The following is a 12,396-nucleotide window of genomic DNA, read 5'->3' as shown; positions in this document are numbered from 1 at the left end:
GAGACATATCGGTGCAGGAAGAACAGCAACAACATGTCGACGTTTTGATCGTAGGCGCCGGCCTCTCGGGCATCGGCGCCGCCTACCACCTCCAGGTGAATTGCCCCGGCCGCAGCTACGCGATCCTCGAAGGGCGCGAGCGCAGCGGGGGCACCTGGGACCTTTTCCGCTATCCGGGCATCCGTTCGGATTCGGACATGTACACGCTGGGCTATTCGTTCCGGCCGTGGACGCAGGCCAAGGCGATTGCCGATGGCCCGTCGATCCTGAAGTACGTGCGCGAGACCGCGAAGGACCATGGCATCGACGCGAAGATCCGCTTCAACCATCGCGTGGTGCGCGCCTCGTGGTCCACGGGCGAGGCGCGATGGTGGGTGGACGTGGAGCGCGGCCCCGAGCGCGAGCCGGTCCGCATGAGCTGCAACTTTCTCTTCATGTGCAGCGGCTACTACAACTACGCGGCCGGCTACACGCCCGACTTTGCGGGCACGGCCGACTTCGCCGGCCGCATCGTCCACCCGCAGCACTGGCCCGAAGACCTCGACTACGCAGGCAAGCGTGTGGTCGTGATCGGCAGCGGCGCCACCGCGATGACGCTGGTGCCCGAGATGGCGAAGACCGCCGGGCACGTCACGCTGCTGCAGCGCTCGCCCACCTACGTGGTGTCGCGGCCGGCCGAAGACCCGATTGCCAACCGGCTGCGGCGCCACCTGCCGGACCGGCTCGCGTACGGCATCACCCGCTGGAAGAACGTGCTGTTGAGCATGCTGTTCTTCCGCCTCTCGCGGCGCAAGCCGGAGCGCGCGAAGCAGATGATCCTGGGCGGCGTGCGGCAGGCCCTCGGGCCCGACTACGACATCGCCACGCACTTCACGCCGCGCTACAACCCGTGGGACCAGCGGCTGTGCCTCGTGCCCGATGGCGACCTGTTCGCGGCGCTCAACGCCGGCCGGGCGTCGATGGTGACGGACCACATCGACACCTTCACGCCGCGCGGCATCCGGTTGAAGTCGGGCCAGGAACTCGATGCCGACCTGATCGTCACCGCCACCGGGCTCGACCTGCAGGTGCTGGGCGGCATCGCGCTCGACATCGATGGCGTGCCCGTCAATCCGGCCGCGACCTTCAACTACAAGGGAATGATGTACAGCGACGTGCCGAACCTGGCGTCGTCGTTCGGCTACACAAATGCCTCGTGGACCTTGAAATGCGACCTGACCTGCGAGTACGTCTGCCGCGTGCTCAACCACATGGACAGGCACGGCTGGCGCCAATGCACGCCCCACAACACCGACCCGGCATTGGTGGCCGAGCCATGGCTCGATTTTTCTTCGGGCTATGTGCAGCGCTCGATCGGCAAGTTTCCCAAGCAGGGCTCGCGCGCGCCGTGGCGGCTGTACCAGAACTACGCGCGCGACCTGATGAGCCTGCGCTTCGGGGCGGTGGATGACGGGGTGATGGTGTTTTCGAGCCCGCGCGGCAAAGCCTAGGCTGCAGGCATGTGTGCGGGCGAGAGCAGGGTGTCCAGCTCCGCCCACAGCGGATCGCACAGCCCCGCGCGAAACGCCGCCGCCCTGAAGGTCGGGTGCTCGCCGTGATAGGTGTCCCACAGCGCGCGGTGCCCATCGGCGACACAGGCGCGCACATTGGCCAGCCGGTCAGCTGCCTTGACCACCAGGGCCAGTTCTTCGTCACCGGTCACCAGGGCCAACGCCGCATAGGTCTTGGCCTTGCGCTCCTTGCGGTTGGCGCCGGGCGCATCGGTCAGTAGCGAAACGCACCGCGCCACCAGATCGCCGAAGCGCTCCTGCACGTCCGACACCGTGGCGTCGGTGTCCTCGACCACGTCGTGCAAAAAGCCGATGACCTGCGCCTGCTTTCCATACGGCTGCAGCAGGGCGGCCACGGCGTCGAGGTGATGCACGTACGGATGCACGCCGTACTTCTGGTCTCCATGCATCTCGATGGCGTAGGCGCGGGCGGCTTCAGGTGTCGATGTGGTCATGAGCGTCCGTTGGCTTTTTTCCATTCTGCCTTCGCGCGGGGTGGTCTTTACCTTGTTTACGAAGGAAAACACCTACCGGAACGGCATTGTCGGGGTTCTTGTGTATCGATACAGTAAATCGTTCCACCAAACGAGCCACAAATGGGCAATCGACCCACAGGAGACAACACCATGCACCCGATTTCACGCCGCCAGTTCGTCCAGTCATCGTCGGCGCTGTCGCTCGCGATGGCGGCCACGGGCCTTTCGCAAAGCGCTGCCGCACAAGGCAAGACCGTGGTGCTGCGCCTGTCGTCGTCCCACGTGGCCGACCTCAATTCGTCGCACTTCGCGTGGTCGCAGCTCATGCAGGCGAACCTGAAGAAGGCGGTGGGCGACCAGATTCGCATCGACTACTTTCCGAACAACCAGCTCGGCAAGGAAAGCGACGTGGTGCAGCAGGTGAAGGTCGGCTCGGTCGACATGATGCTCACGGGCTCGTCGATCTGGGCCACGGTGACGCCGCAGCTCGGCATGCTCGACCTGGGCTATGTGTTCGACAGCTACGAGCACGCGGCCCGCGCGCTCGACGGCGGCGTGGGCGCCAAGCTCAACGACATGCTGCTCAAGAGCACGGGCTGCCAGGTCGTCACCTGGGGCGCGCACTATGGCGCGCGCAACGTGTACACCAAGCAGCCGGTGAAGTCGCTGGCCGACGTCAAGAACGTCAAGCTGCGCGTGCTGCCCACGCCGGCCTTCATCGAGACCTTCAAGATCATGGGCGCGATCCCCACGCCCATTTCTTTCGGCGAGTTGTACATGGCGGCGCAGACGGGTGTGGTCGATGGCTTCGAGCACGACGCGGCCACGGTGCTGGCGAGCAAGCTCAACGAGGTCGTCAAGTACTGCTGGATGACCGAGCACTTGTTCAGCCCGATGGTGTGCATTGCCGGCAAGCGCGCCATGGACAAGATCCCCGCCGCGCTGCGCCCGGCCTTCATGAAGGCCGCCAACGACTCGACGCTGCAGCAGCGCGAGATCGGCACGCAAAAAGGCCTGCAGGCCATCGAGGAACTGAAGAAGCTGGGCATCGTGTTCACGCCCATGCAAAAGAGCGAGCGCGACCAGGTCCGCAAGGAAATGGAAACGCGCCTGTGGGCGGCCTTTTCGAAGCAGTACCCGGAGACGGGGCCGCTGTTCGCCGCCATCACCGCCGCACGGGCCTGAGCCGCCATGTCGAGCCTTTCGATCTCGCCGGGTGCCCCGTCCATGCAGCCGCTCGCACTGTCGCCCGCATTGGGCTTCGACGTCAGCCATGCCTCGGGCCGCTGGCTGGCCTGGCTGATGCGCGTCACCGAATACATGGCCGGCGTGGTGCTGGCCATCGACGTGGTGGTGGTCTTCATCTCGGTGATCTTTCGCTACTTCCTGCACGACCCCTTCGACTGGGCGGAGGAGGTGGCGCGCGCGCTGATGGTCATCCAGGTGTTCTTCGGCGCGGCGACGGTGCTCGCGCGCAGCCAGCACGTGGGCGTGGACCTGTTCCGCGGCATGCTGCCGGCGAGCTGGCAGCCGGCGCTGATCCAGTTGGGCAGCTGGATCATCGTGGGCGTGTCGGCAAGCCTCTTTGCTTCGTCGTGCGAACTGCTGGTCGACTCGTACAGCATGACGACATCGATCGGCCTGCCGCAGTGGATCTACGTCTACCCGGTGACCATCGGCAGCCTCTTCATGACGCTCTTCGGGCTGGCCAATGCCATCAACGGGCCGTCGCGCCGGGTGTGGGGCACGCTGGGCGTGGGCATCGCGCTCACGGCGGCGGTGGTGGCGTGGAACACGCTGATGGCCGACCACGCGATCCCGCCATGGGCGCTGCTCACCGCCGGCTTTCTGGGCGGCATGGCGCTGGGCATACCCATCGCCTTCGTGCTGGCGCTGTCATCGCTGGTGTTCTTCATGGCCGACCCATCGCTGCCAATGCTGGTCTATTCGCAGCAGGTGATGGCGGGCACCGACCACTACGTGCTGCTGGCCATTCCGTTCTTCGTGCTGGCGGGCCTGCTGATGGAGGCCAATGGCATGTCGTCGCGGCTCATCGAGTTGCTGCTGCGCATGTTCGGCCGGCTGCGCGGCGGGCTGGGGCTCATCACCATCACGGCCACGGCGTTCTTTTCGGGCGTGTCGGGCTCCAAGCTGGCCGACATCGCGGCGGTGGGCGGCATCATCATGCCGGCCGTACGCAGGACCAAACAGGACCCGAACGAAACGGCCGGCCTGCTGGCCTGCACCGCGGTGATGGCCGAGACCATTCCGCCGTGCATCAACATGATCATCATGGGCTTCGTGGCCAACATCTCGATTGCAGGGCTGTTCATGGCCGGGCTGGTGCCGGCGGTGGTGATGGCCGTGTCGCTCGCGGCGGTGACCATCTACGTAGGCACCAAGATCAACCCCGACGAAGCTTTCGACGTGCGCACGCCGATGTTCCGCCTGCTCGGCGGCGCGCTGGTGGCACTGGTGATGGTGGCGATGATCGGCAAGGGCGTGACCTCGGGCATCGCGACATCGACCGAGGTGTCGTCCTTCGCGGTGATCTACGCGCTGGTGGTGGGCTGGCTGGCCTTTCGCGAGCTGACGGTGAAGTCGGTGGCGCGGCTGTTCGTGCGCTCGGCGTCGATGGCCGGTGGCATTCTCTTCATCGTGGCGGCGGCGTCGAGCCTGTCTTTTGCGCTCACGATCCAGCAGATTCCGCAGTACCTGTCGGAGTTCATGATCGGCTTTGCGCATTCGTACGGCAGCACGATGTTCGTGATGCTGTCGGTGCTCATCATGATCGTGTTCGGCGCCATTCTCGAAGGCGCGCCCGCGCTCATCATCTTCGGCCCGCTGCTCACGCCTATCGCTTCGCAGCTCGGCGTGAACCCGCTGCACTTCGGCACGGTGATGGTCATTGCCATGGGCTTCGGCCTGTTCGCGCCGCCCGTGGGCCTGGGGCTTTTCGCCACCTGCGCCATCACCGGCACGCAGGTGAAGGACGTGGCCCGGCCGATGCTGAAATACCTTGCCGTGTTGTTCGTTACCCTCGTGGTGCTGGTGCTCGTGCCGGCGTTCTCCACGTGGCTGCCGATGCGCGTGGGGTTGTGATCGAGCCCAGAGACAGACATCGATAGAACAGGAAAGATTCCGTGAGCAGAATCAGTGACGTCGCCCAGCGGGCAGGTGTTTCGACCAGCACTGTGTCGAACGTGTTGAACGGGCGCGGCGACCGCATGGCCAAGGAGACGCTGGCCCGCGTGGAAGCCGCGATCCGCGAACTCAAGTACCGGCCCAATACCTCGGCGCGGCAGCTCAAGACCGGGCACACGCCACTCATCGGCCTGCTGGTGCCGTCGATGGCCAACCCGATGTACGGCTTCATTGCCCGCGAGGTCGAAAGCCTGGCGCAAGAGCGCTACGGCTTTCGCATCATGATCGGCAACACGTACCGCGATGCGGGCAAGGAAGCGCATTTCTTCGAGGACCTGATGGCGCACGGCGTGCGCGGCGTGATCATCATCTCGTCGCTGATCGATGAACAGCATGTGGAGGCCGCCGCCGAGCGCGGGCTGGTGGTGGTGAGCTACGACCGGCGGGCCACGCCGGGCGTGCCCTCGGTCATCGACCATGTGACGGTCGACAGCTTCGAGTCGTCGCGCATCGCCACCGCGCATTTGATCGAACAGGGGCACCGCAGGCTGGCCTTCGTCACGCCCTCGGGCCGCACCATGAGCCGGAACGAGAAGATCAACGGCTTTCTGGCCGCAGCAAAAAGCGCGGGCCTCGAAGGCAGCGCACAGGTCATCGAGGGCCTGCCCGTGGATGAATACGGCGATTCGATGATGAGCGAGCTGGGCCGCATGCAGGCCAGCCAGCTCGCCGGTTCGGCCGAGCGGCCCACGGGCGTGATCGGCGTCAACGACCTGCTGGCTTTCGGCCTGATGGCGGGCTTTCGCGATGCGGGCCTGTCGGTGCCGCAGGACGTGTCGGTCGTCGGTATCGACAACGTCTTTCTCTCGATGCTGATGCACCCGGCCATGACCTCGGTGCGCGTGCCCGTGCCCGAGATGGCGCAGGTGATGGTCGAGCGCGTGATGAGCCGGCTGTCCGATCCGTCGATACCGACGTCTGAGTTCGTGTTTCCGCCCACGCTGGTGGCACGCGACTCGGTGGCACCGCCGCGCGCCTGAACACCTTCATTTTTCTTCTCCTTTCTTCTTGTGAGCAAAGTCGTTTTTTCATGACCACGGTTTTCGTCAGCCATCCGCAGAGCAAGCTCGCTTCCTATTTCGGCGAGAGGGCCACCGCGGCCTTGCAGGCCATCGCGCAGGTGCGCTTCAACCCGACCGACACCGACCTGTCGTCGCACGAACTGGCCGAGCTGGCGCGCGAATGCGATGCGATCATTTCCTACCGTCAGACGGTGGGCGACGAGGCGTTGTTCGCGGCGCTGCCGCAGCTCAAGGCCTTCGTGCGCTGCGCCATCGACATCCGCAACATCGACGTGGCCTCGGCCAGCCGGCATGGCGTGCTGATCACGCAGGCAAGCGCGGGTTTCATCGCGTCGGTGTCCGAATGGATCGTGGGCGCGATGATCGACCTGGGGCGGCACATCAGCGCATCGACTGCGCGGTATCACGCGGGCCAGCCCGTGGTGCCGGTGATGGGGCGCGAGTTGCGCGGCAGCACGCTGGGCGTGATCGGCTTCGGCCAGATCAGCCGCTACCTGTGCGACATCGCGCTGGCCCTTGGCATGCGCATCGTGGTGCACGACCCGTACACGGCAACCGGCCGTGCGGAGTTCGCGCAAGTTGGGCTTGATGAGCTGCTGGCCCAGTCCGATTTCGTGGTGTGCCTCGCGCCCGCCACCGAAGCGACCGAGAGCATGATGGACGCGAAGGCCTTCGCCGCGATGCAGCCGCATGCCTTCTTCATCAATGCCGCGCGCGGCAACCTCGTGGACGAAGACGCGCTGCTCGCCGCGCTCGACGCCGGCACCATCGCCGGCTGCGCACTGGACGTGGGCCGCGCGCCCGACCAGATGCCGTCGCCGCGCGTGGCGGCGCACCCGCGCGTGATCGCATCGCCGCACGTCGGCGGGCTCACGCCGCCAGCGGTGGAGCACCAGGCGATGGAAACCGTGTCGCAACTGGCCGAGATTTTTCAGGGCAGGGCCCCCAAGGGCGCGGTCAATGCCGCCGAGGCCAGGCGCTGGCGGCAGGCCTACGGCGCACGCGACTGACCGATCCGACCGACATCACAACAACTCGAAGAGACGCTCCATGGAATCGACCCCGAATACGCGCTACGCCGGCGCTTGCGACTGCCACGTCCACATCTACGAAGACCGCTTTCCGCTGATTCCCAATGTGGCGTGGGTGCCGCCGCATTCGCCGGTGTCGGCCTACCGCGCACAGGTGCAGGAGCCGCTGGGCATCGACCGCGCGGTGGTCGTGCAGCCGACCGGCTACGGCTTCGACAACAGCTGCACGCTCGATGCGCTGGCGCAGTTCGGCGATTCGGCGCGCGGCATTGCATTGGTCGCGCCCGAAGTGAGCGATGAAGAGATTGCGCGTCTGCATGCCGGCGGCATGCGCGGCGTGCGCTACATGATGATCGGCGGCGTGCTGAGCTGGGCGTCGCTCGAACCGATGGCCGCGCGCCTGGCCAATGCCGAATGGATGGTCAACCTGCAGCTCGATGGCCGCACGATGCCCGACCACGAAGAGGTGCTCAAGCGCCTGCCGTGCCGGCTGGTGCTGGACCACAACGGCAAGTTCCTGGAGCCGGTGGCGCCATCGCATCCGTCGTTCCAGTCGCTGCTGCGCGTGCTCGATTCGGGCCGCGTGTGGATCAAGCTGTCGGCACCGTACGAAACCTCGAAGACCGGTGCGCCCGGTTATGACGACGTCAGCCTGCTGGCGCGCACACTGGCCGAGAAGTTTCCGGAGCGCTGCCTGTGGGCCAGCAACTGGCCGCATCCGGGGCGCAACCCGGTGCCGGCGAACGTGCCGCTGTACGACCTGCTGTTCTCGTGGGCCACGAGCGACGACACGCGCCGCCGCATCCTCGTGGACAACCCGGCTGCGCTGTACGGCTTCTAGGCGCTGCGCCTGATCGGCCCGGCTGGCGCGTCCGTCGCAGGCAGGGTAGCCAGGGCCGTCCCGATCGCGGCAAGCGAAACGCCTACCCTTTGCAGGACACGCACGAAGGCCACGCCGCAGCATCGTGCGTGCATGGCGGCACTGGTTGCCCGGCGTGCGGGAACTGCCGGTCAGTCCTTGTGTTTCATGGAAATGGCATCGGCTTTCAGCGCGCCACGCGACGGCCTTGCCCCAGTAGATGCCGCCCGAGCGCCTCGAAAGCCGGCAGCGTGACCGGGTCGTTGGCCGAGTTGCTGGCCACGGGGTGCGAGGCGTAGCGCACGATCACCATCTCGGCCTTCGGGTCGATGTAGATGCGCTGGCCGTGCACGCCGCGCGCCATGTAGGCGCCGTGGTCGTTGTGCGTGACCCACCACATATCGCGGTAGCTCCAGCCCTTCAGCAGCGGATAGCCGCCCTTGGCGAAGGCCGCCTTGTCGCCCCCGCGCCGGATGTCGTCGACCGCAGCCTTCGGCACGATCTGCTGGCCGTTGAAGCGGCCGTCGTTGCGCAGCATTTCTCCGAAGCGCGCCAGGTCGCGCAGGCCGGTGTTCAGGCCGCCGCCGACGAAGGGCGTGCCGATCGAATCGACGGTGAAGTAGGCGTCCTGCTCGGCACCGATGCGGCGCCAGATGCGCTCGGACAGCAACTGCGCCACGTTGCGGCCGGTGGCGCGCGCGATCACCCAGCCCAGCACGTCGGAGTTGACGGTCTTGTAGCCGAAGCCGTCGCCATGCCGTCCTTCGGGTTGCACGGTCTGCAGGAACTCGTAGTAGCTGCGCGGGCCGGTGTAGTCCTTGGGCTTCGGCAAGGGGTTGCCGGCCTGCGCATGCGCCCAGACTTCGGCGTTCGGGTCGGCATAGTCTTCGCTGAACTTGAGCCCGGTGGTCATGTCGAGCACCTGGCGCACCGTGGCGTTGCCGAAGGCGGACTTCGCAAGTTCGGGCACGTACTCGGCCACCTGCTTGTCGGCATCGAGCCTGCCTTCGGCCACCAGCATCGCGCCGAGCGTGCCGACCACCGACTTGGTGACCGACATGGCGCCATGCTGGCCGTCGTCTTTCAGCGCGCCGAAGTAGCGCTCGTACACGATGCGGCCGCGATGCAGCACCACGATGCCGTCGGTGTAGGTGGCGGCGAGCGATTGCGCCCAGCTCATCGGCGCGGTTCCGCCGAGCGGCATGAAGCTGAGCGTGTCGATGTCCTTGCGCAGGGCCGAGGACAGGGCGACGGGCGCGCCCAGGCCGCGCGAGACATTCATGGTCGGCATCAGCTGGCGGAAGTTCGACACGCTCCAGCGCATCGCCGGAAACTGGAAGTAGCTGCCGTCGTCGAAGCGCAACGTGCGCTCTGCGGGCGGGGGCGAGCCGGTCATCCAGCCGAGCGTAGCCGGGTCGCTGGCGGCGGCATCGGGAAAGGGCGCGGTGTCCGCCGCGTGGGCTGTATGAGCCGCAAAAGCGATGAGGCACGCGAGCATCGCGGCGTTGCGCTTGAAGCTGCTTTGGAGTGTGGCGAGCATGGCGATGGCGCAGAAGTGAACGGGCATTGTGGACCGCCATGGCCCATGGGAACTTCTCTCTGACAGCCGCCGCGCGGCTTGACAACGCCAGCTTCGCGCTTTGATACTGAACCCTCAGGTTCATCATTCAAGCGAAGGAGACCCCATGCAGAAAATCGTGCCCTGCCTCTGGTTCGACGGCAACGGCGAAGAAGCGGTGAAGTTCTACACCGGCATCTTTCCGAACTCGCGCGTGACCGACAAGCTGCTCTGGGGCGACACCAACCCCGCCCTGAAGGGCTCGCTGCTCACCGCGGTCTTCGAGCTCCAGGGGCAGGAGTTCATGGTGATCAACGGCGGCCCGCAGTTCAAGTTCACCCCGGCCATCTCGATGTACCTGAGGTGCGGGACGCAGGCCGAGGTCGACAACTACTGGAGCCGGCTGCTCGAAGGCGGAAAGCCGATGGAGTGCGGCTGGCTCACCGACCGCTATGGCGTGGCCTGGCAGATCGTGCCCGACGGCCTGATCGAGATGTTCCAGGACAAGGACCCGGCCAAGGCCGCCCGCGCGATGCAGTCGATGATGACGATGGTCAAGCTCGACATCGCCGCCGTGCGCAAGGCCTTCGACGGGGCCTGATCCATCGACCCGCCGCCGGAGGCGGCTGCTACACCAGCCGGTGGATCGCCTTCTTGCGCCACACCAGCTGGTAGTACGCGGTCTGCAGCAGCAGCATCACACCGAAGGTCGCCGGATAGGCGATCCAGATGCCGTCCAGCCCGATGCGGTGGCTCATGACATACGCCACCGGCACTTCCACGCCGAGGATGCAGAAGATCGAGATCAGCGTCGGCACCAGCACCGAGCCGCTGGCCCGCATGATCCCCGACAGCGCCGAGGCCATGCCGAAGAGCACCAGGCTCCACAGCATGATGTGCAGCAGCGTCTGCGCGATCTCGATCACCGGCGCGCTGGTGATGAAGAAGCCCATCAGGTGGCGCGAGAACAGGTAGCCCAGCAGCACGAGGCTGCCGGTCAGCACCAGGTTCATCATCAGCGCCGTCTTGGCGATGGCGCCGAGGCGGTTGGCACGGCCCGCGCCGATGGCCTGCGCGCCGAGGATCGATGCGGCAATGGCAATCGAGATCGCCGGGAACTGCACGTACGCGACCACCTGGTTCACCGCGCCGTAGGCGGCAGTGGCGTTCGAGCCGTAGCTGTTGACCATCGACAGCAGCACCACTTCGGCCAGCGCCACCACGATCATCTGCACGCCCGTGGGCACACCGATGCGGAGCACGGCCTTGAGCAATTGCGGCTGGATGCGCATGTTGCGCATGAACTCGGCGTCGGGCGCCAGCGGGCTCTTGCGATGGCGCAGCCGGAAGCCCAGCCACAGCGTGGCGACCACGAAGGCCACCACCGTGGCCCAGGCACCGCTGGCCACGCCAAGTTGCGGCAGGCCACCCCAGCCGCGAATGAGCGCGGGCGTGACCATCAGCCCGACCAGCGTGGAGATGACCAGCGTGAACAGCGGCGTGATGGTGTCGCCCACGCCGCGCAGCATGGCGGTGGACAGCAGGAACACGAAGAGGCCGGGCATCGCGATGAGCATGATGCGGGCGTAGCGCGTGGAGTCGGCCAGCACGTCGGGCGGCGTGCCCAGCATCGCCAGCATCGGCGTGGTGAAGACACCGCCGAACACCGCGATCACCAGGCCCATCAGGATGCCCACCGTGAGCGTGGTGCCGGCCACGGCCTTGACCTTGGCGACATCGCGCGCCCCCCAGGCCTGGCCGATCAGCACCGACGCACCGGCGCCCAGGCCGATGATGAAGGCGATGAAGAAGAACATCACCGGGAAGAAGCTCGACACCGCCGCCAGCGCGCCCACGCCGAGCATCTGCCCGACATAGATGTTGTTGAGCGTGCCCGACAGCGATTGCAGGATGTTGCTGAGCAACATCGGCGCCAGGAAGAAGAGAAAGACTTTCCACAGAGGACGCGGTGCGCCCACGGGCGCGACGGGCACGCCCTTGAGTCCGCTCGGGTCGCTCGTCGAGCCACTGGCTCCGCTTGGGCTGCCTTGGCTGGCGCTGGGGGTCTCGGGGGTTGCTCTCATGCGGGGGTGCTCCAGCCGGCGGCGGACAGTTTTTGCAGGTGCGCGCGCAGGTCTGGCGGCCAGGCGTCGATCAGTGCTTCGAAGCGATTGCGCTCGCCCGCGAACAGCGCGCGGGTGGCTTCCTCGAAGCCGGGCAGGGCGCCGGCGATGGCGGTCATGAAACGGTAGGCGGCTTCGCGCGATGCGCGCACGGCATCGCGGTCGGCGTTGACGCGGCTGGCGTCCTGCACCAGCCGCCGCAGTGCTACCGAGGCGCCGCCGGGTTGGCGATTGAGCCAGTCCCAGTGGCGCGGCAGCAGCGTGACTTCGCGTGCGACCACGCCGAGCTTGGGGCGGCCCACGCCGCGCGGCGCGTCGTCATGCGTCTCGGCACTGCCGGCGGGCGTGACCGCGCCGGCACGGTTGTGCACGTCGAAGTCGAGCAGCTCGCCGGTCTGCTCGTCGAACACGAGGTAGGGCGTGTCGTCGGTGCGCTCGCGCAGTTGCGCGAGCACGTCGGCGGTGGTTCCCAGGGCGATGCGTTTGAAGCCAGCGAAAACAATCAGGTGGGTCGGGGGCGCAGGGGTATCGGATGGCATGTCGGATTCTTTGTTCTTCCGGGTCCGGGCGAAA

Annotated in this window: 11 protein-coding genes; 7 read left to right on the top strand and 4 right to left on the bottom strand. The window is 66.5% G+C overall.

Annotated elements, in window-relative coordinates:
• Positions 1-5 precede the first annotated feature (5 nt).
• Complete coding sequence (locus tag BLQ28_RS13885; RefSeq protein ID WP_093240128.1) at positions 6-1,490, top strand: flavin-containing monooxygenase; 1,485 nt, start codon at positions 6-8, stop codon at positions 1,488-1,490.
• Here BLQ28_RS13885 and BLQ28_RS13880 read toward each other — a convergent pair.
• A complete protein-coding gene (locus BLQ28_RS13880) occupies positions 1,487-2,005 on the bottom strand; it encodes an HD domain-containing protein (protein WP_093240126.1) in 519 nt (172 codons plus the stop codon). The two genes, BLQ28_RS13885 and BLQ28_RS13880, sit on opposite strands and share 4 nt — an antisense overlap.
• 171 nt (positions 2,006-2,176) lie before the next feature.
• On the opposite strand from BLQ28_RS13880, the gene BLQ28_RS13875 reads away from it, so the two are divergent.
• The 5 genes from BLQ28_RS13875 to BLQ28_RS13855 are packed head-to-tail and all read left to right on the top strand — an operon-like array spanning position 2,177 to position 8,124.
• Positions 2,177-3,211 (top strand): TRAP transporter substrate-binding protein, encoded by a 1,035-nt coding sequence (locus BLQ28_RS13875; RefSeq protein WP_093240123.1) that lies wholly within the window; start codon positions 2,177-2,179, stop codon positions 3,209-3,211.
• A gap of 6 nt (positions 3,212-3,217) precedes the next feature.
• Positions 3,218-5,128: a TRAP transporter large permease gene (locus BLQ28_RS13870; protein WP_093240120.1), complete on the top strand. Its 1,911-nt coding sequence runs from the start codon at positions 3,218-3,220 to the stop codon at positions 5,126-5,128.
• A 41-nt stretch (positions 5,129-5,169) separates the two neighbouring features.
• The gene (locus BLQ28_RS13865) at positions 5,170-6,210 is read left to right on the top strand and encodes a LacI family DNA-binding transcriptional regulator (RefSeq protein WP_093240118.1); all 1,041 of its coding nucleotides are present in this window, start codon (positions 5,170-5,172) and stop codon (positions 6,208-6,210) included.
• A gap of 50 nt (positions 6,211-6,260) precedes the next feature.
• The gene (locus tag BLQ28_RS13860; protein WP_093240115.1) at positions 6,261-7,262 is read left to right on the top strand and encodes a hydroxyacid dehydrogenase; all 1,002 of its coding nucleotides are present in this window, start codon (positions 6,261-6,263) and stop codon (positions 7,260-7,262) included.
• Between the two features lie 40 nt (positions 7,263-7,302).
• Positions 7,303-8,124 (top strand): amidohydrolase family protein, encoded by an 822-nt coding sequence (locus tag BLQ28_RS13855; RefSeq protein ID WP_093240112.1) that lies wholly within the window; start codon positions 7,303-7,305, stop codon positions 8,122-8,124.
• 205 nt (positions 8,125-8,329) lie between these two features.
• Here BLQ28_RS13855 and BLQ28_RS13845 read toward each other — a convergent pair whose 3' ends face one another.
• Positions 8,330-9,682 carry a serine hydrolase domain-containing protein gene (locus tag BLQ28_RS13845; RefSeq protein ID WP_176801115.1) on the bottom strand — a complete coding sequence of 451 codons (1,353 nt, stop codon included), beginning with the start codon at positions 9,680-9,682 and terminating at the stop codon, positions 8,330-8,332.
• Positions 9,683-9,827: 145 nt separating this feature from the next.
• Between BLQ28_RS13845 and BLQ28_RS13840 the strand changes: the two genes are divergently transcribed.
• Positions 9,828-10,301: a VOC family protein gene (locus tag BLQ28_RS13840; RefSeq protein WP_093240110.1), complete on the top strand. Its 474-nt coding sequence runs from the start codon at positions 9,828-9,830 to the stop codon at positions 10,299-10,301.
• A gap of 28 nt (positions 10,302-10,329) precedes the next feature.
• Here BLQ28_RS13840 and BLQ28_RS13835 read toward each other — a convergent pair whose 3' ends face one another.
• Positions 10,330-11,784 carry an MATE family efflux transporter gene (locus BLQ28_RS13835; protein ID WP_093240107.1) on the bottom strand — a complete coding sequence of 485 codons (1,455 nt, stop codon included), beginning with the start codon at positions 11,782-11,784 and terminating at the stop codon, positions 10,330-10,332.
• The gene (locus BLQ28_RS13830) at positions 11,781-12,362 is read right to left on the bottom strand and encodes a DUF2239 family protein (protein WP_093240105.1); all 582 of its coding nucleotides are present in this window, start codon (positions 12,360-12,362) and stop codon (positions 11,781-11,783) included. The genes BLQ28_RS13835 and BLQ28_RS13830 overlap by 4 nt, the downstream gene beginning before the upstream one ends.
• Positions 12,363-12,396: the final 34 nt, after the last annotated feature.

Source organism: Variovorax sp. EL159 (assembly GCF_900100965.1).
In the GTDB taxonomy this organism is placed as follows: domain Bacteria; phylum Pseudomonadota; class Gammaproteobacteria; order Burkholderiales; family Burkholderiaceae_C; genus Variovorax.
The sequence above is the reverse complement of the archived record's forward strand: the minus strand, read 5'-3'. Positions and strand labels throughout refer to the sequence as shown.